The sequence below is a fragment of the Halalkalibacter hemicellulosilyticusJCM 9152 genome (assembly GCF_000513115.1).
Classification (GTDB): domain Bacteria; phylum Bacillota; class Bacilli; order Bacillales; family Bacillaceae_D; genus Halalkalibacter; species Halalkalibacter hemicellulosilyticus.
The window spans coordinates 186,865-206,273 of the sequence record NZ_BAUU01000001.1; the positions used below are offsets into that span (position 1 = coordinate 186,865).

Consider the following 19,409-nt stretch of genomic DNA (forward strand, 5'->3'; position numbering starts at 1 on the left):
CCTCCTTTTAAGATAGTTGTCTACGTTGTGTCCACCATTGAAGAATATTAATAATCAGGAGCATCACAAATGAAACAACTAACATAACAGCTGCTAAAGCGGTCGCCCCTGTATAATCAAATTGTTCAAGCTTTGTCATGATCAGTAATGGAGTAATTTCTGTGGACATAGGTATATTTCCAGAAATGAAGACAACTGAACCATATTCGCCTAATGCCCTTGCGAATGCTAATGCAAACCCTGTTAATAAGGCTGGTAATACAATAGGTATAATTACTTTAGTGAATGTGTGAAGCCGATTAGCTCCTAAGCTTGCAGAGGCTTCTTCTAATTCCTTATCAATACTTTGCAGTACAGGTTGAACCATTCTAACTACGAAAGGTAGTCCTATGAATGTTAAGGCGACAATAACACCTAGTGGAGTGAAGGCAACACGGATTCCTAAAATGTCTAAATACTGTCCCACCCATCCTGTGGAAGCATAGAGTGCAGTGAGTGAGATCCCAGCAACGGCTGTAGGTAGAGCGAAAGGAAGATCGACTAGACCATCGATGATTCGTTTTCCTTTGAAGTTATAACGTACAAGAACCCAAGCGACTAGAAGACCAAATATAGCATTTATGCAAGCTGCAACAAATGCAGCTCCGAAGCTGAGGCGATAAGAGGCCACTACTCTAGGGTCTGTCACCGTTTGCCAAAAGCTATCCCATCCCATCGACGTTGTATGAATAAAAACCATCGATAAAGGCAATAAGACTAATAGTCCTAAATACATCATTGTAAAGCCTAATGAAAGACCGAAGCCTGGAAGAATACTATGGGATTTTATCGATTTAAACCTTTTCATGATTACGAAATCCTTTCTAAAGTAGAGTGTAATGCGATGAATATGTGTGATAGCTCCTAGTTCATCGCATTATTTTTAGACTAATATAGCTCTACTAAGGTTGATAAATTTGATCAAAAATACCGCCATCGCTAAAGTGTATATCCTGCGCTTCTTGCCAGCTCCCAAATAATTCTTCAATGTTGAAGAGGTTTATTTCTGTAAAGAGTTCACTATGTTCGGCTAGTATTTCTTCATTTCTAGGACGATAATAATGCTCAGCAGCTAGCTGTTGTCCGATATCGCTATATAAATATTCCAAGTAAGCCTCTGCTACCTCTCTAGTCCCTTTTTGATCCACAATCGAATCAATGATGGTAACCGGGGGTTCGGCAAGGATGCTTATAGAAGGAACTACAATTTCAAATTGATCTTCTCCTAATTCATGAAGTGCAAGGAAAGCTTCATTCTCCCATGATAGGAACACATCGCCGATTCCTCTTTCAACAAAAGTAGTTGTGGAACCCCTTGCTCCAGAATCTAAAACTGGTACTTGCTTGAATAGTTGTGTGACGTACTCTTGTGCGGCTTCTTCAGTGCCATATTGTTCAAGAGCATACCCCCATGCAGCTAAATAATTCCAGCGTGCTCCACCTGAGGTTTTCGGATTAGGAGTAATGACTTCGACACCTTCTTGTAATAAATCATCCCAGTCTTGGATATTTAGTGGGTTACCGCTTCTAACTAAAAAGACTATGGTTGATGTGTAAGGAGTTGAATTGTCAGGTAAACGCTCTTGCCAGTTTTCGGGGATTAAATTTCGTGATTCATGTAAGATGTCAATATCATATGCAAGTGCAAGTGTTGTCACATCTGCTTCGAGCCCATCAATAATTGAACGTGCTTGACTACCTGAACCTCCATGAGACTGTTGAATGGTGACTGTTTCTCCTGTTTGTTCTTCCCAATATTGAGAAAATTCTTCATTGAAATCTTGATAAAATTCCCTCGTTGGGTCATAAGAAACGTTTAATATTTCCAATGAATTTGACTGGTCGGTATCATTAGCTGAAGGGCCATCTAGAGATGGCGATGATTCGTCAGCTTGTGAATTGCATGCGGAAAGAGAAATGATAACGGTCGTAGTAATAAGTGACTTTACTAAAAAGCGAATAGAATTTTTCATAGAATGAACACTCCTTCTAATATAGTTAGGAAATAAAAAAGCTCCTCCTTCACAAAGCAAATGAAATAAGCATATCTTGTGAATGAGAAGTCCTCGGTTGTCCGTTAGACTCATTATTTATTTTTTGGGTGTCGCTTTTTATTTTGTGCAAATCGTACCTTTTCGGTTGCGTCAATTTGAGTAATTTGTTCTTCATGAATGGTAATGAGAACAGATCCGAATTTAATCTTTTCAATTGCTTTCTTAATTTCTTCAATTTTTTCAGGGTCATGAAAGCCCATGATTCATTCCTCCTCTGTTAATGATCGAATAATAAAAAAACATTTGAGGCGAAGATTGGATTTATGTTTGGTAGTAGTTGAATGAATACACAAATGAAGATGGTGATCAATGACCTCGATTATAATGAAAAAATAGCTCTTATCCTCAAGTAAACATGAGTTATTCGAAATTCAGTCGTTTGAAATTTATTAAATGCATGTGAGTAATGAGTTTTGAGGCTGTATGTCCCTCCTTTTTTGTTGAACTGTTTAGGTGCCTTCGGTTTTTCCGATCGGCAAAACTAAGTGTTAAGCGTTATATTAATTATATTATTCCTATATGTCAAGTAGGTTTTAGTAAAAAAATATAAAATGGGCTTTGAAATTAAGGGTTTAAAACATAGTTGACATATGTGAATTGTATGGATAATATGTTTGATAAACCACTATTATTATATTAGGAGATATATGATGACATTTGAAATTGGCTTAGTTATTTTTATTGTTGTAGTTATGCTTGTTTGTTTAGTGAAGGAAGTTAGTAGTCCTGCTTTTATTGTTTTTTGTGCATTAGCGACAATAATTCTAACAGGCACTTTGCCAGTAGGCGATGCTTTAAGAGGCTTTTCGAACGAAGGAATGCTAACGGTAGCGCTACTCTTCTTTGTTGCGGGAGCTGTGCAGCAAAGTGGTATTTTGAATAGTTTTATTACAAAGGCGTTAGGTGATGGTAAGCAGCAAAAGAAATCGATGTTGAAGATGATGATTCCGATATCTGGATTGTCAGCTTTTTTAAACAACACTCCAATTGTTGTCATGTTTACACCAGTTGTAAGGGATTGGTGTAAGGAAAAAGGGATTTCACCATCTAAATTTCTAATGCCTCTTTCGTTTGCTGCTATTTTTGGCGGGACGTTAACATTAATTGGAACATCCACGAATTTGGTGATACATGGCTTTATGCTTGAGCAGGGCTTGGGTGGTTTTTCGATGTTCCAATTAGCCATTGTCGGATTACCAGCTTGTTTAATAGGAATGCTATATATGATGACAATTGGATATAAGCTATTGCCATCTAGAAAAACATCAGAAGAAGCCTTTACGGAAAGCTCACGAGAATATTTATCTGAGGTTGTCATTGAAGAGAATTCTCCGATTATTGGTAAAACGGTAGAGGATGCGGGGCTTAGAAATTTAAATGGTTTATATTTAGTTTCGATTATTCGTAATGGTGAGAAGAAGGGATCTGTTCCATCTTATTTCATATTACAGGCTCATGATCGATTGATCTTCACAGGGGTGTTATCGACGATAGTCGAATTACAAAATATTAAAGGATTGCGTATTGATGCGGGATCGAAAATTAAATTAGAAGACCTTCAAGATGGGAATGCTTTTTTAGTTGAAGCGGTTGTTTCTCATCAATCCTCGCTATTAAAGAAGACGATTAAGCAAAGTAAGTTTCGAAAGATGTACGGTGCGGGAGTTGTGGCCGTTCATCGGAATGATGAGAGGATTCATAGTAAGGTCGGTGATATTGTTTTAAAGCCAGGTGATACATTACTGTTGGTGGCAAATAAAGATTTTCTCAATAGGGGGAACAACACGAGAGATTTTTATTTGATTTCTCAAATTAAAGAACCTGGTATTGTCGATAGAAAAAAGTCAATCATCGCTATAGTGACATTGATAAGCATGGTTGTACTGGCAGCATTTAATATATTATCGATGTTCCAGGCGGCTCTGCTAGCGGTTATTGGATTGTTCTTAACGAAAGCTATTACGGTTGAAGGGGTTAAGAAGTACGTTCAGTTTGATGTCCTTATTTTAATTGCGTGCGCAATCGGGATAGGTATAGCTATAGAGCAAACGGGAGCAGCTGAATTGATAGCGGGTCAATTTGTTCAATTGACTAAAGGTGCTGGAGTGATTGGAGCCTTATTAGTTGTTTATTTTCTAACGACATTATTTACAGAGATTATTACGAATAATGCAGCAGCTGTTTTGATGTTTCCGATTGCATTAGCTATAGCCAATCAATTAGCTGTTGATCCGATAGCATTTTTTGTTGTAATTGCATTAGCGGCATCGGCTAGTTTTGCGACGCGATTGGATATCAAACGAATTTAATTATCTATGGTCCAGGAGGCTATCGCTTTTCAGATTTTTTAAAGATCGGGGTTCCATTAAACCTTCTCTATATGGTTGTGACCGTGCTGATCTCTTACTTTGTATGGGTTATTTAAAATTAAAGCTGATTGGATTATCGAAGGCTCTTGTTCTTTTACAAAAAAGGATAAGAGCCTTTTGCTTTAATGGAGCAAGAGTCGAGTATAACTTAAAAGGCCTCCATTTTAGGTATGTACAGTGTGTAAAGAAAGATATTTAAACGGAATCAAAAAGAAATAGTTGCGATGATGTTCAGAGTGAAGTATGATATATCTAAAAGATATATCAAAAAGATAGGTGAGTGTATGTCAAAAGAGAATTATACGAAGTACGTTATTTTAGGGTTGCTGACGACACATTGTCGTTCAGGTTACTCGATGAAAAAGATGATTGATACGAGTTTGAATTATTTTTGGAAAGTAAGCTACGGTCAAATTTATCCGACGCTAAAGGTATTGGTAGATGAAGGATTAGCAGAAATGTCAGACGTCGTTGATGATGGAAATAAGCGTGAGAAGAAAGAATATTCTATTACTGAAAAGGGGCAAGAAGAGCTACGTGACTGGTTACAAAGGCCGATTGTGAGCATTCCTGTAGAGAAAAATGAATTGCTTCTTAAACTTTTCTTCAGTCGTAATGTGGAAAAGGACTGTTCCATTGAACAACTAAATTCGTATTTACATTTACAAAAAGAACGTCTGGCTGTGTATCAAACGATTGAAAAGATGATTCAAAGCTATTCAACTGGGCTTGAGGATGAACGATATTGGCTAATTACACTTGATTATGGAAAAAGGACGACAAATGCTGTCATTGAATGGTGTGAAGAAACGATTCGTATGTTATCAAAAAATTGACGAGGAGGAGTTATCCGTGGGGAAATCAATTTATCCGGGACGTTTTACCGCTGATAATCAAGAGGACATTGTTGTATTTATGATTGGGATGAGAGTCAATCAATGGTGGGCAGTACATAAGTGGCTACCAGTGTTTTTAGCAATGCCTCCCATGATGAGAGAATTGGCAAAAAATAAAGAGTTAGGGTGTTTGTCGATGGAAAGCTTTTCAGGCTTGCGTACGACATATTTATTGCAATATTGGCGTTCAGAGAAGGATTTATTCACATATGCAAGAGGAGATCTCCATCTCCCAGCATGGAAATCATTTAATAAAAGGGCTCGGAATAACTCTGCAGTTGGCTTCTATCATGAAACGTATGTAGTGCCAAAAGGAAGCTCGGAAGCTATCTACGTCAATATGCCGAGATTTGGTTTGGCAAATGCGACATTTCATATTTCAGTTGATTCTAAGCTGGATACAGCGGAGCAAAGGCTGAGGAGATGAACTAAGAATTGTACAATTTATTTGACTACGATGTCTCATTAAGGATGTTTCCTAATGAGGCATTTTTTATGTTAGGTCGCGTGTAATCCTGAGAGCTATAATATAGTAGAATTAAAGTCAATAGTGAAATGACAAGTGGTATACTTATAGTAGGTATGATTATAGCATTTAAAGGAGGCTACTGATGGTCAAAAATATTAATTTTTCACAAAGGGAGCATTCTTTTTATATTCACTCTGAGCCTGACGGATCTTCAAAGGGAGAAATGAGAACGTATCATTTGCACGATGATTTTGAGATTTACTTTCTTATTAAGGGTGAAAGAGCTTATATAGTACACAATATTCATTATCCGATTAAAGAACAAAGTTTAGTCTTTATTAATCGTAATATTGCCCATAAAACGGCCACACTTAATAACCATAACTATTATCGAATTGTCATGAATTTTAGAGAGTCATTTATTCCTCAGCATGCATTGTACCTCATTGACATTCTTTTTAGTAAAAGCCCAACCGTTGTCACATTAAACGATCAAGATACGATGAGGTTTAGTCAAATAGTAGAAATTTTACTATATGAGTACAACGAACGACAATGTGAATCCTCTTTGTATATTCAAGCTTTGCTTATTCAATTACTTATTTTAAGTAAAAGATTATATGAAAAACAAAGTGATAGTTCCTCAAATATTTATCATAATCAGCCTTCAGAAGTACTTATTAGTAGAGTTATGAAATATATATATGATCAACTTGAAAAAGACCTTCCATTACAACAATTAGCTAAAGAATTTCATATTAGTGAGCAGCATTTATGTCGCCAATTTAGAAGATGGACAGGTTGTACAGTAGTCCAATATATTAATGCAGTTAGGGTAAATGAGGCTAAGAGACTTCTTATCGAAACCGATGAATACATAAATACCATTAGTAAAAAGGTAGGGTACTCTAACCATGCTCATTTTTGTCGAGTTTTTAAGCAGCATTTAGGAATCTCACCATCAACTTATCGTGATAAACATAGGATAAAAGGTTAGTAGAACAATATATGTAAAGAATAGAGGCTCCTTCAATCAACATTTGCAAAATGAAAACGTTTACAATTGAGTTGAATAAAAACTGAAAGGAGCTGCTCTTTATGGTAAATCGAATAAAAGGTGCAATACGTTTAAGTTTAGCTGTATTTATGCTCGTTTTTTTAATGTTGATGGTAGTATTTCCTGTAAATGCAGAGGAAGCAATCTATCATGCAGAGGAGGCAAAAGGTGAAGGCTTTATTTTGAACGATAATCACCAAGGGTACACTGGAACTGCTTTTATTCAGTTTACACCCAACGTACCTGGAGGCTATGTCGAGTGGGATGTGGAGATTGCTACTGCCGGGTTGTACACGCTACAATTTCGTTATGCGCATGGCGCCTTCTTAAATCGGCCTGGTGAAGTACGAGTAAATGATGAAGTAATAGAAGCTGAATTAGCCTTTGAATCTACGGGAGCTTGGAATGAATGGGGGACTTCTGAAGCGGTAGTGGAATTGGCAGAGGGAGTGCATACAATCCGACTCACTGGTGTAGGACCAGAGGGAGGACCTAATATTGATGTTTTAAAAGTGGTTGAAGGTTATGATGGAGGGGAACAACCAGATGATCCTAGCTATCCAGTCGTTTCATTGGAAGAGCGTATTAATGAAGATCATATTAAACATTGGCAACAGGAAGGACTATTGCTTACTGAACAATCATATCAATCAAATCAACCTGTAAAGCAGCTCCAGTTTTATGCATCGATTAACTCCCTTTTTGGCTATACGAATGAAGTGAAATTTAAAGGGATTGATTCGTACTCTTTTTCAGAAGATTGGGGGATCGAGGAAGATGAGTGGTATCTCTATGTACTGCAAGCTGCACATAAGGCTGGATATTTAGAGGGCTTGAATTCAATCAATGTAAATAAGCCTATTACGAGAGCGGAGGTGGCGCTAGTTGTTGCTAGTGCTTTACAGTTAGATGGGGATGTGGAGATAGCGAACCAATATCGTGATTTGAATGGACAAGATGAATTAGTGAAAGGTGCTATTGGTGCAGTCATTGCGAATGAGTTATTAGAGCCACATACAAGTAAAACGTTTAACCCTAATAAGCCTCTTACCTTTCATCATTTACAACGGCTCATTGAGAAGGTCCAACAATATTCTCAAGTAGGTGATCAAGAGGTTCATATTATAAACGTGGATGCATTAAGCCCAACGACAATAGTAGTAACGTTAAATGGTTTCTTTGAGGAAATAAGCCCATACGACATTGAAGTGGTATATGGAGCAGGGGCTTGGGCTACATTAAATCCACAGTTGAGTAAGCTTGAAGTGACGAAAGCTAGTGTTGGTGTGAACCAACTAGGCTATACTGTTTTAGTGTATGAATTGGAGAATGCGTTAACGAATGATGCTAAGGTTGCAGCGATTGAACACATTCCGGATGATTCCTATAACCAAGATATTGTAGATCAGGCTAATAATTTGATTACTTGGCAAATGGAGCATGGAGGATGGACGAAGAACTTCCCGCATATTTATACGAGAGAATGGGATGGGGTTGAATCACGATCAGAATGGGTTTCTAATGGTGTCGAGCTAGGAACGATTGATAATGATGCAACGATTAATGAAATAAGAACTGTTGCAGCTGCTTATAATATGACAGGTGACCCGCGCTTTAAGGAGAGTGTAGATCAAGGCTTTGAATTTTTATTTAAGCTGCAATATCCATCTGGCGGAATAAGGCAAGTTTATCCACAAAGAGGTGCTGATGAATCTAGCTCAGTTTGGTATTCAAATTATGTGACGTTCAATGACGCCGCTATGACTAATGTGCTTGAATTGTTTGATGAAGTGGTAAATAGAGAAGCCCCTTTTCATACAGATATAGTGAATGATGAGTTCATTCAAGAGGTGGGGTCTTCTATTGATTTAGCATTAGATTATATTCTGAAAGCACAAATTGAAGTAGATGGACAGTTGACAGCATGGGGACAGCAACATGATCCTTTTACGTATGAACCGCAGCATGGACGAAGTTATGAGCATCCTTCGATAACGGCGAGCGAGTCCATACCCGTGATACGTTGGCTAATGGCTAGACCTGAGCAAACTGAAGAGATTCAAACGGCGGTAAGTAGTGCTCTGTCGTATTTTGATCAAGTGAAAATCTTGGATACTCGTTATGATAATCGGACATATCCCTACTTTTTAGATCATCCAGGGAGTACAGTTTGGTATCGTTTTTATCAAATCGGAACAGACTTCCCGATATTCTCCGGTAGAGATGGAGTAATTAAACATAATTTAGAAGAAATTGAAGAGGAAAGAAGATTAGGCTATTCGTGGGCGGGGACTTGGCCACAGCAACTATTAGAGGTTGCACAAACAACAGGTTATTATGAAAATAAGGTTTATGCTCGGGTTTTTCGTGATCAATCAAAGGATCATCTAAATCGATCACTTGCTCTTGATTCGATTGTGAAAACGACTAATCGTATTCAAGGTGATTAATTAAATGATGGAAAATGCATCGCAAATGAATGGCGGTGCATTTTCTATTTAGGGTTTGATGGAGATCGAATGATTTTATTATGAGCAAATTTTTATATGTGAAACCGTTGATTTACATAAACTTAAACTCTTCTTAATAGCACGTTAATAGTTGATTTGTATGATGGCTATAAAATTCAATGGAATCATCCCGCAATTATTTTCGATTTTTCTCTCTGTTATGATTGATCGTTTCGATATGAATTTACGTGATGCAGCTGTACTTGGTTTAGTTGGTGCGGGTGGGATTGGCGCTCCTCTGATATTCGCGATGAATAGTTATCGTTGGTCAGAGGGAGAGCACTGAAAAAGTCCTTTCTAGTAACTCAAAGAAGAGTAATGGCTCCGCTCGTCGCGCGCCTTGCTATGAAAAAACCACTCATAACAAGGCTTTCCTTCAAAATCGAGCAACGGCTACGCACATTACTTAAAGGCCACTGAAAAAGTGAAAATAGCACTTTTTCAGTGGCCTCGGTCAGAGGTAGGGTCTATATTAATAGGACTCGTCATTCTCATCTTAATGGTCGAGTGGTTTTCAAATCGTATGAGAGCTAAGCTTGTAAATGGTTAAATGTTGAAAGGGTGATTGAGTGATGAAAGAAATAGAAATTGTTATCTTAGCAACATCAGACGTACATGGGAAAATGTCTGCTGTTAACTATGTAGACAAAACGAAAGATGACCAGAAAGGTATGGCGAAAGCTGCTACATATATTCAAGCTGAACGAAATTTGAATAAACATGTATTGTTAATTGATAATGGAGATTTAATTCAAGGGACTCCCTTTGCTCATTATGCCATGACTGAAACGGAAGCGCTGAATCCGATCGTACAAGTACTTGATTATTTACAGTATGATGCAGCTGTGCTAGGAAATCATGAGTTTAATTATGGGAAAGAAAGGCTAGACAAAGTCGTATCTCAATCTTCCTTTCCTTGGCTATCTGCTAACATTGTGAAAAAAGGGACGAATGAACCTTATTTTGGGCAGCCTTATATGATAAAAAAGTTTGATGATGTGAAGGTTGCAGTATTAGGATTAACGACAAAGTATATTCCTCATTGGGAAGCGGATCGTCATATCGCAGCCTTTGATTTTCTTGATCCCGTAGATAAAGGGAGGGAATGGGTTCGCTTTTTAAAAGAGGAGGAGCAATGTGATATTGTTATTGTTTCTTATCATGGAGGCTTTGAATATGATCCGGTAACGAATAAAAAGATTTCTGAACATACGGGTGAAAACCAAGCAAACGAGCTTCAAGCTCTTGAAGGTGTCGATGTGCTGTTGACGGGACACCAGCATTTACAGTATGCAGTTGTAACAGAGGGAAAGAAAGCGGTGATACAACCGGGAACTCAGGCTGAATTTGTTGGCAAAGTGGCCTTGACTGTTAGAAAAAAAGAAAATGAAGTTCGTATTCAAAAGGTTATTGCAGAGTTACTTCCGATGAATTTGTATATGCCTGATGATACGATTACGAGTATGTTAAAGTCAATCGAATTAGAAGTTGATGAATGGTTAGATGAGAAAATGGCCACAGTTTCTCATAGAGTAGCAATAGAAGATCCAATACATGATGTATGGCTTCAGGAGCACCCTTTTATTGAATGGATTAATCGAACAATGATGAAGCATACAGGCGCAGCTATTGCTTGTACTTCTTTGCTACGTCCAGATACACTCGTTATTGATAAAGCGGTTAGTCGTCGTGATGTTCATGCGCTTTACCCGTATCCTAACTCACTTGCTGTTGTTCAATTAACAAGAGAGGATCTTCGTCAAGCGTTAGAAGTATCAGCTTCTTTTTTAATGGTTGATGCTGATGGACAAGTGTATATTAACTCAGATTGGGAGAGGCCACGTCTATTAAGCTATAACTATGACATGTGGGAGGGGATTGAGTATACAATTGATTTGCGACGTCCGATTGGTGAGCGAGTGGTAGACTTATCGATGGGTGGAGAGCCGTTGAATAATGGAGTTTACGAAGTTGTTACAAGCAGTTATCGCGCAAGTGGTTCAGGAGGATATCATATGTTTGGAAAGGATAAAATCGTCAAAGACTATCATCAGGATATGGTAGAGCTACTTGTGGAAGACCTGAAAAGAGAGCAGAAATTATTTGTTGAAGCCGATCAGAATTGGAAGGTGATTTATTAAAGTAGTGAAAAGTAAGAAGCTGTGCAAAAAAGAGATTCAAATGGTGTCTGTGCTAAGGATTGATATCTTCGTCCTTGTCGATCCTTGGCACAGTATATAGAAAGCCAATAGGTCATTCTCATTCCTCTAAAAACTGATAAGATCAATGCCAAAGAAGGAAAGGGAATCCTCATTCCGCTATTCCAGCAAAATGAGGGCAAGTTGAGTAAAAAACTAATATAGAGGAATGAGGAACCGTAACAATTTAAAAAGACGAGACAGAGCGTGAATAGAGGAATGAGGAACCGAATGGAGCTCGTGATCAATGAGACCATGTGCTACACCTTGTTCACCGTTATGTCAGCTGCTGCTCTGCGAATTCTCGATATAGTGTATGAGAAGTGACCAACTCCTGGTGATTGCCAATACCTGTGATTTCCCCTTTTTCAATAAAGATAATTTGATCGGCATTGACGATGGTTGATAACCGGTGGGCAATAACAAATGTTGTTCTCCCTTCCATAAGTCGTATGAGAGCTTGCTGAACGATCCCCTCTGATTGACTATCTAACTCGCTGTTGCTTCATCCATCATTAAAATTTTTGGATCACGTAAAAAAGCCCGTGCGATTGCGATTCGTTGCCGTTGTCCCCCTGATAGCTTTATTCCTCTTTCTCCTACCTCTGTTTCTAACTGGTCTGGGAATTGCTTGATAAACTCATCAGCGAAGGCCATTTTTGCTACTTCCCAAAGCCTGTTATCATCAATTTCTTCCATATGCTCTAAACCATAGCAAAGGTTTTCACGAATGGTCCCAGCCATCATTGGACTGTCCTGTGATACGTAACCAATTTGACTTCGCCATGATTTCATGGAAAGCTGTTGTATAGGTGTATCTCCAATTTTAATTACTCCTGTATTCGGCTCATAAAACCGTTCGAGGAGGCCGAACATCGTTGTTTTTCCACCACCACTCGGTCCGGCAAAGGCGATCATTTGCCCTGGCTCTACTCGGAATGAAACGTGATGTAAAACAGGCTCTTCCTCCGTATAAGAAAACGATACATCTTCGACAGAGATCGGTTCGTTTGTAATATCCATTTCGATTCCGATATCTTGTCCTTCTTCTTCCTCGATGTCAAGAATGTCTACAATCCGCTCTGTTGCCCCTTTTGCTTTTTGGAGCTGTGTGAAGAACATCGTAAAGGATGTGATAGGGAAAATAATTTGAAATAGATAAAGAAGGAAGGCAACAAGTGAGCCTGTAGTCATTGATCCATCTGCTACACGAATGCCACCATATCCAATGATCACAACTATGACGATCATGACAACTAAATACATAAATGGAGCAATAAGAGCAAAGATACGTGCTTCTCGTAGACCGTATTTTAATAATTTTTCAATTCCGGACATGCCTTTCTTTTCTTCTATCTGCTCTGCATTGGATGCTTTCATTAAACGAATCTCACTTAATGTTTGTTGAACACCTCCTGTGAAGGTAGCTGTTTCATCTTGTAACCCTCTAGAAATCTTCGCCATTCGACTACCTAGTGGAACCATAATGCTAATCGTAATTGGAACGGAAATAAGCATAAGTAATGTCATTTTCCAATCCATGATGAATAGAATAATCACGGCACCAATGATCGTAATAATCCCAGTTACAAATTGAGGGAAATGTTGAGAAATCAAATCTTTCACGATACCTGTGTCGTTGACAACCCGACTAACCGTTTCTCCACTTGTTTTTTTATCAAAATAGCGGACAGGGAGGCGTAGAAGCTTAAACCACATTCTTTGCCGTAGAGAAGCGACAATTTTCTGCCCGACATAGGCAAGTAAGTATGTGGAGAAGCCGTCAATGACGGCTTGTATGATGAAAACAAGAGCAATGATCCCAATCAAAGTAAGGTTAAGGGCTTCGGCTGAGAAGCCATCGACCATTTCGCGAGTTAATAACGGAATCGAAAGACCGACTAATGTTGTAATAAGACTCCCAACTAAGCCAATCGTTAAGGCTAGCTTAGGGATATTCGTTGAAAAGATTAATGAGAAAAATGGTTTGAGGCTGTTGTTTTGTTCGTTTTCCATTTAGGGGCTCCTTTATTATTAAAGATAAGATTATGTTCATTACTTCTTATGGCTCTATTTTAAATAATGACCTGTATAGGATTGAAGTGTGTGTGCGACCTGTTTAGGTGTACCTTGTACAACAATTTCTCCGCCACGTTCTCTACCTTCAGGACCCATGTCGATAATCCAATCTGCTTGTCGGATGACTTCGACAGTATGTTCGACAACGATTACGGTGTTTCCTGCATCAACAAGTCGATTTAGGAGGAGAAGTAACTGCTTAATATCACTTTGATGTAATCCGGTTGTTGGCTCATCGAGTATATACAATGTATGACCGGTTTTCTGTTTATATAATTCTTTTGCCAGCTTTAATCTTTGACCCTCCCCTCCAGATAATGTTGTTACAGATTGTCCCCAGTTTAAATATCCGAGTCCAATTTCGCATAGAAGATTAATGATAGGTGCTATTTTTTTATGGTCTTGAAAGAGAGATTGAGTATCGGTAATAGACATATCTAATAACTCGGATATCGAATAGCCTTTAAATGTAACGCTTAAAATTTGGTCTTTAAATCTTTTTCCTTTGCAGGCAGGGCAAGTCACTTCTACATCAGGTAAGAAGTGCATATTTGTCGTTACAAAACCAAGGCCTTGGCAATGCTCACATCTTCCTCCAACAGTGTTAAAAGAGAAATCTTTTGGTTTGAGTTCATATTCTTTTGCGAGAGGAAGGGCAGCATAGACTTGACGAATAAATGAAAAGACATCTGTATATGTTGCAACGTTCGAACGTTGCATTCTTGTAAGTGGTGCTTGGCTAACTGTAACCAAATTCTTAATATGTTCAAGGCCGGTGATTCTTTCGTAACCTGTTGATTCTTTTGTTGAAATGGACGAAAGGATGTCAAATACTAGGCTGGATTTCCCTGAGCCAGATACTCCCGTTACAGCAATGAAGCATTGGAGTGGGAATTTGGCGGTAATGTTTTTTAAATTATGTTTAGTGGCATGGTGGATAGTAAGATAATGACCGTCACCTTGTCTGTATTGACTTCGATCAGATGGTTGAATCGTATGTTTAAGGTATGGACCTGTAATCGACGATGGTTGATTAATAATTTCAGTTGGACTACCTTGTCCAACAATCGTTCCGCCAAACCTTCCAGCGCCTGGTCCGATATCGATAATATGGTCAGCGCTTCTCATAACATCACAATCGTGCTCGATTAAGAGAACGGTGTTTCCTAGATCTCGTAGCTGCTTCATTATCGTAATGAGTCCATCTGTATCTTTTGGATGGAGACCAGCAGTTGGCTCATCTAAAATGTATAAGACCCCAGTTAAACCTGATCCGAGAATCGTCGCTAAGCGTAGACGTTGTGCCTCGCCTCCAGATAACGTAATGGTTTGGCGATCTAAGGATAAATATCCTAAACCAACCTTCATCACTCTTGTTAATTTAGTTTTGAAATCATGGATAATCGTTTCTGCGAAGTCATAGTGCGCAGTCGAAAGTGATTGCTTAAGCTCATTTAACCATTGAAGCACCTCTTCAAGAGAGCGGTTAGCTAAAGCTGTAATAGATTGTCCGCACACCTTTACTTTTCGTGCTTCTGATTTTAAGCGCCCCCCATTACAAGTGGGACATGTTTTTGTATAAAATAGCTGTGCTTCACCTGATTGTCCGCCTTTTTCCTTATATCTCCTCCAAATACTTGTAAGTACCCCTTCGAATTTTCCTTGGCCTACTGTCTTAGGTGGTTGTTTATCCGGGAAATGAGCCATAAAAGCCGTACTTTCTACACCGTAATAGAGCAAATCCTTTTGAAGGGTGTTCCATTGTTTCAATGGAAGGGTTAAATCAATATCAATCTCATAATAGCGGGCGGCTGCTTGTAAAATGCTTATTTGATAATCACGTAATTGTCCTTTCCAAATGGTCACACCATCTTCTTGAATTGTTTGATTATCATTAAAAACTAGGCTAGTTTGCAATTCTGCGACATGTCCAAGTCCATCACATGAGAGACATGCTCCTTCTGGTTTATTAAATGAGAAATGACTACGTGTTAATTTTTCAAAGCGATGTTGGCAGTGGGGACAAGTTTGATATTGCTTGAATTGATGACCTTCAAACACCTCTTTGTCGATAGTTGGATGTATGGTATTTTCGCAATTGGGGCAATATCTTTCACCTATTTTTTCATAAAGCACACGTAAATAGGTATACATATCTGTGATCGTTCCGACAGTGGATCTTGGGTTACGGTTTGTGACATGTTGATTAATACTAATAGATGGTGAGAGTCCTGTAATAGAGTCGACTTTTGGTTTACTAACAGAGTCTGTTGTCATGCCCATCGATTCCATGTATTGACGCTGACATTCTCTTTGTAGAGTGTCTAGTGCAAGTGTTGATTTTCCTGATCCAGAAGGACCAGTTAGTACAACTAATTGATTTTTGGGGATTTGCAGTGAAATGTTCTTTAAGTTATGCTCTCGTGCTCTTTGAATAATGATTGAATCTTTCAAATGATTCCCTCCTTTTGTTATTACCACTTTATTTTATAACATTAATGCAAGTGCTAAAGTTTCAAGAGATTTTCATGATATAATTAATATTGATCCGTCATGTAGCTTTAAGGTTCTACAATAAGGATAGGAGTGATGAGATGGTAAAGCCGATTGAAGTAGCACGACGCTTAAAGATCAGTACAAGTGCACTTCGTCATTATGAAGCATGGGGGCTTGTACCAAAAGTAAAGCGAGCTTCAAATGGGTATCGAGAGTACACAGACGAACATGTTGCCTATTTTGAATGTATTCGGGCAATGAATACAGGATTTGGGATGAATGTTGTTAGAGACGTGATGCCACTTATTCAAGAAGGGAACTTCACGAAGGCATTATGGATTGTCAATAACGTTCAAGTGGACATGCATAATCATAAAAAGAAAGCCGAGCAAGCTCTTGCTATACTGGAAAGAGATGAAGGTGGTGAAAATGTTCCTGCTTTTAAGAAAAAAATGTATACAATTGGAGAAGCTGCTGAGCAAATTGGTGTTCCAGATTCAACATTAAGGCATTGGGAGAAGAAAGGGCTGATCAAACCAAAGAGAGATGGTGAAAATGGTTATAGGATTTATGATGCATCAGATCTCCGTAAACTCCTTGTTATTAGGTCGCTACAGACAGCCGTGAAATCATTAGAAACAGTACGAGAAGTATTAGAGGAGATGGATCAAAATAATATTGCTGAAGCGATTAAAAAAACGAAGGAGTCTTTAGTTTATTTAGATTATATTATTAAGGAACAGCTTAGAGGAATGGGCTTTTTATATCAATTATGTGAAATAATAGATCGAAAAGGGGGGAAGGAGCAATGATGAAAAGAAAGAGCATAGTGGTTCTCATTGTGAGTTTACTTGTTATGGTGGGAGTAGGTTATAGCTTAAATGAATTTTCTAGTGCTAGAAGTGTTCAGTTATTCGGAGATATTGTTCCTAAAGTGGACACAGATGACAAAGTCGTTGCTTTGACGTTTGATGATGGGCCAGGGGTGTTTACGGATGAAATTTTAGCTATTTTAAATGAGAAAGGGGTCAAAGCGACTTTTTATTTGACAGGGTTAGAAATTGAGCAAGATTTTGCAGCGGCAGAGAGAATAGTAGAGGAAGGGCATGAGGTAGGGAATCACTCATATTCTCATCCGCGAATGGTATTCAAATCTCCGTCATTTATAAAAAATGAAATTGAGCAAACGGATCAGCTTATTCGCTCGATTGGCTATGAGGGTGACATCCATTTTCGTCCTCCTTATGGAAAGAAATTCGTATTTCTTCCATATTACTTATCTAAGAATGATCGTAAAACCATTATGTGGAACATTGAGCCTGAATCTTACCCAGATGTGGCAAAAGATACGGAGCTTATTATTGAACATGTTGTTAAACAAATCGAACCTGGCTCCATTATTTTGCTCCATGTCATGTATGAGAGTAGAATTGAATCATTGAAAGCTGTAGAAGGAATTGTGACAGAATTAGAGGAATTAGGTTATACATTTCAAACGGTTTCAGAACTGTTGAAGTATGAGAAGTAAGAGACGGTAGCCATCATTCGTCACTGCTGAGAGCAAATGTAAGAAATTCAAAAGGAAGGCTAGGTAATCGATGATGAGCATTGTGGAAAAATTGAAATTTGATCGCTTTCAAGAGGTTATTGTCTTAAATGAGCCAGATGATTACAAGTTGCTAGAAGGGCAATCGAAACATTTGAAAGAGAAGCATGAGGCGGTATTTGCATATGTCTTTTCATTAGACGAAATGATCGATGTAACGAATAAAGTAGTGAACAATAATTATATTAAGGAGGGTGGTTCACTCTTTTTTGCGTATCCGAAAAAAGGGAATAAGCGTTATGATATGTATATTCATCGCGATTCGATCTTCCCTGCTATGAAGGTTCAGGAGGACGGGTATATTTCAGGGACTGATTTGAAGTTTTCACGTATGGTTCGTATGGATGATGTTTTTACAGTCATTGAAATAAGACGAATACAAGTGAAGAAAACAAGTCGGAAATCTTCTGCGGCGAGCCAAAAAGTAGCCGATTATGAAGGATTAGTTGGGGAAGTCGAGAAGCTATTAAGCAGTCATCCAAGGGAGCTCGCATTTTATCAAGGCTTAACACCGGGTTATCGACGTGATTGGGCAAGGTATATTTTTTCTGCTAAACAAGAAAAGACGAGAGAAAAGAGAAAAGAACAAATGGTTGAATGTTTAGCGAATGGATTTAGGTCTATTGACTTATATAAGCAGGCTAAGAAGTCATAAGATTGTTAATAGAAATCATGTTACAATATGAACAGATTCTAATTACTTAGGAGGAGAAGGCAGTGGGGAAACGAGTATTATTGTTTATTATTACGAATATTCTTGTCATGACAACGATTGTTATTGTTTGGTCGTTAATTACGAGATATACGGGAATTAGTGGTTCTTTTGAAGATGGTAGTGGTGGGTTAGGAATTAATTATGTATCATTAATGGTATTTAGTATATTGGTAGGGTTCACAGGGTCATTTATCTCACTTGCGATGTCACGCTTTGTTGCGAAGAAGATGATGAGGGTGAAGGTGCTTGATCCAGATGGAAGCCTGACTGCCCAAGAGCGAGCGGTTGTCGAGAAGGTACATAGATTGTCACGAGCGGCAGGTTTAGTTCATATGCCAGAGGTAGGTATTTATCAATCTCCAGAAGTGAATGCTTTTGCTACAGGTCCATCAAAGAAAAGGTCGTTAGTCGCTGTATCTTCAGGCTTGCTGAATGTGATGGATGATGACGCGGTTGAAGGGGTTATTGCCCATGAGGTCGCTCACGTTGTGAATGGCGATATGGTCACGATGACGCTACTGCAAGGTGTGATTAACACGTTTGTTGTGTTCTTCTCACGGATTGCGGCGATTTTGGTTTCGCGCCTAGTTCGTTCTGAACTACAGTGGATTGTTCGGTTTGCGGCGATTATTATTTTTCAAATCTTGTTCTCGATTCTTGGAAGTTTGGTTGTTAATGCATATTCACGATACCGCGAATATCATGCAGATCAAGGTGGAGCTGACCTAGCAGGAAGAGATAAAATGGCTCATGCATTACGTTCATTACAGCAGCATATTGAACGTGCAAATGTGAATGATCATACGGATGATTCAGCTGTTCAGACAATGAAAATTAGCGGAAAAGGTAATGTGATGAAATTGTTCTCCTCTCACCCTGATTTAAATGATCGAATTGCTCGTTTAGAACAAAGATAGGCAT

General features: G+C 38.5%; 14 protein-coding genes and 2 pseudogenes. 11 read left to right on the forward strand and 5 right to left on the reverse strand.

Annotated elements, in window-relative coordinates; translation table 11 throughout:
* Positions 1-7: 7 nt before the first annotated feature.
* The 3 genes from cysT to JCM9152_RS21680 form a co-directional block, all read right to left on the reverse strand.
* On the reverse strand, positions 8-847 hold the full coding sequence (cysT, locus tag JCM9152_RS00845) for a sulfate ABC transporter permease subunit CysT (protein ID WP_035339827.1): 840 nt from the start codon (positions 845-847) through the stop codon (positions 8-10).
* 94 nt (positions 848-941) lie between these two features.
* Complete coding sequence (locus JCM9152_RS00850; RefSeq protein ID WP_035339829.1) at positions 942-2,012, reverse strand: sulfate ABC transporter substrate-binding protein; 1,071 nt, start codon at positions 2,010-2,012, stop codon at positions 942-944.
* Between the two features lie 113 nt (positions 2,013-2,125).
* Positions 2,126-2,293 carry a YezD family protein gene (locus JCM9152_RS21680; RefSeq protein ID WP_081727845.1) on the reverse strand — a complete coding sequence of 56 codons (168 nt, stop codon included), beginning with the start codon at positions 2,291-2,293 and terminating at the stop codon, positions 2,126-2,128.
* Between the two features lie 450 nt (positions 2,294-2,743).
* Here JCM9152_RS21680 and JCM9152_RS00855 point away from each other — a divergent pair, with 450 nt between their 5' ends.
* From JCM9152_RS00855 to JCM9152_RS00885, 7 genes and pseudogenes are all read left to right on the forward strand, one after another.
* Positions 2,744-4,402: an SLC13 family permease gene (locus JCM9152_RS00855; RefSeq protein ID WP_369384502.1), complete on the forward strand. Its 1,659-nt coding sequence runs from the start codon at positions 2,744-2,746 to the stop codon at positions 4,400-4,402.
* A 344-nt stretch (positions 4,403-4,746) separates the two neighbouring features.
* On the forward strand, positions 4,747-5,298 hold the full coding sequence (locus JCM9152_RS00860; RefSeq protein ID WP_035339831.1) for a PadR family transcriptional regulator: 552 nt from the start codon (positions 4,747-4,749) through the stop codon (positions 5,296-5,298).
* A 16-nt stretch (positions 5,299-5,314) separates the two neighbouring features.
* The gene (locus JCM9152_RS00865; protein ID WP_035339833.1) at positions 5,315-5,785 is read left to right on the forward strand and encodes a DUF4188 domain-containing protein; all 471 of its coding nucleotides are present in this window, start codon (positions 5,315-5,317) and stop codon (positions 5,783-5,785) included.
* A 184-nt stretch (positions 5,786-5,969) separates the two neighbouring features.
* A complete protein-coding gene (locus JCM9152_RS00870; RefSeq protein WP_035339835.1) occupies positions 5,970-6,824 on the forward strand; it encodes an AraC family transcriptional regulator in 855 nt (284 codons plus the stop codon).
* A gap of 101 nt (positions 6,825-6,925) precedes the next feature.
* A complete protein-coding gene (gene pelA, locus JCM9152_RS21170) occupies positions 6,926-9,334 on the forward strand; it encodes a pectate lyase (RefSeq protein WP_052015435.1) in 2,409 nt (802 codons plus the stop codon).
* A 181-nt stretch (positions 9,335-9,515) separates the two neighbouring features.
* Positions 9,516-9,668, forward strand: a pseudogene (locus JCM9152_RS00880) (PhnE/PtxC family ABC transporter permease); the annotation flags it as partial.
* Positions 9,669-9,966: 298 nt separating this feature from the next.
* Entirely contained in the window at positions 9,967-11,535 is a 1,569-nt protein-coding gene (locus JCM9152_RS00885) for a bifunctional metallophosphatase/5'-nucleotidase (protein WP_035339839.1), read from the forward strand.
* A gap of 334 nt (positions 11,536-11,869) precedes the next feature.
* Here the strand turns inward: JCM9152_RS00885 and JCM9152_RS00890 are convergent.
* Both JCM9152_RS00890 and uvrA read right to left on the reverse strand, forming a co-directional pair.
* Positions 11,870-13,608: pseudogene (locus JCM9152_RS00890) on the reverse strand (ABC transporter ATP-binding protein).
* 54 nt (positions 13,609-13,662) lie between these two features.
* Positions 13,663-16,125 (reverse strand): excinuclease ABC subunit UvrA, encoded by a 2,463-nt coding sequence (gene uvrA, locus JCM9152_RS00895; protein WP_035339841.1) that lies wholly within the window; start codon positions 16,123-16,125, stop codon positions 13,663-13,665.
* Positions 16,126-16,265: 140 nt separating this feature from the next.
* Here uvrA and JCM9152_RS00900 point away from each other — a divergent pair, with 140 nt between their 5' ends.
* The 4 genes from JCM9152_RS00900 to htpX all read left to right on the forward strand — a co-directional run bounded on the left by JCM9152_RS00900 (position 16,266) and on the right by htpX (position 19,405).
* A complete protein-coding gene (locus JCM9152_RS00900) occupies positions 16,266-16,979 on the forward strand; it encodes a MerR family transcriptional regulator (RefSeq protein WP_035339843.1) in 714 nt (237 codons plus the stop codon).
* On the forward strand, positions 16,979-17,695 hold the full coding sequence (locus tag JCM9152_RS00905; protein ID WP_035339972.1) for a polysaccharide deacetylase family protein: 717 nt from the start codon (positions 16,979-16,981) through the stop codon (positions 17,693-17,695). The genes JCM9152_RS00900 and JCM9152_RS00905 overlap by 1 nt, the downstream gene beginning before the upstream one ends.
* A 73-nt stretch (positions 17,696-17,768) precedes the next feature.
* Entirely contained in the window at positions 17,769-18,428 is a 660-nt protein-coding gene (locus JCM9152_RS00910; RefSeq protein ID WP_035339974.1) for a YdeI/OmpD-associated family protein, read from the forward strand.
* Between the two features lie 62 nt (positions 18,429-18,490).
* Positions 18,491-19,405: a protease HtpX gene (gene htpX, locus JCM9152_RS00915; RefSeq protein WP_035339845.1), complete on the forward strand. Its 915-nt coding sequence runs from the start codon at positions 18,491-18,493 to the stop codon at positions 19,403-19,405.
* The last annotated feature ends 4 nt before the right edge of the window (positions 19,406-19,409 follow it).

Coding starts and splice junctions, on each gene's coding strand:
- JCM9152_RS00900 (WP_035339843.1), top strand. CDS start 16,266: ATGGTAAAGCCGATTGAAGTAGCACGACGCTTAAAGATCAGTACAAGT.
- JCM9152_RS00855 (WP_369384502.1), top strand. CDS start 2,744: ATGACATTTGAAATTGGCTTAGTTATTTTTATTGTTGTAGTTATGCTT.
- JCM9152_RS00905 (WP_035339972.1), top strand. CDS start 16,979: ATGAAAAGAAAGAGCATAGTGGTTCTCATTGTGAGTTTACTTGTTATG.
- JCM9152_RS00885 (WP_035339839.1), top strand. CDS start 9,967: ATGAAAGAAATAGAAATTGTTATCTTAGCAACATCAGACGTACATGGG.
- cysT (WP_035339827.1), bottom strand. CDS start 847: ATGAAAAGGTTTAAATCGATAAAATCCCATAGTATTCTTCCAGGCTTC.
- JCM9152_RS00910 (WP_035339974.1), top strand. CDS start 17,769: ATGAGCATTGTGGAAAAATTGAAATTTGATCGCTTTCAAGAGGTTATT.
- pelA (WP_052015435.1), top strand. CDS start 6,926: ATGGTAAATCGAATAAAAGGTGCAATACGTTTAAGTTTAGCTGTATTT.
- JCM9152_RS00850 (WP_035339829.1), bottom strand. CDS start 2,012: ATGAAAAATTCTATTCGCTTTTTAGTAAAGTCACTTATTACTACGACC.
- JCM9152_RS00860 (WP_035339831.1), top strand. CDS start 4,747: ATGTCAAAAGAGAATTATACGAAGTACGTTATTTTAGGGTTGCTGACG.
- JCM9152_RS00870 (WP_035339835.1), top strand. CDS start 5,970: ATGGTCAAAAATATTAATTTTTCACAAAGGGAGCATTCTTTTTATATT.
- JCM9152_RS21680 (WP_081727845.1), bottom strand. CDS start 2,293: ATGGGCTTTCATGACCCTGAAAAAATTGAAGAAATTAAGAAAGCAATT.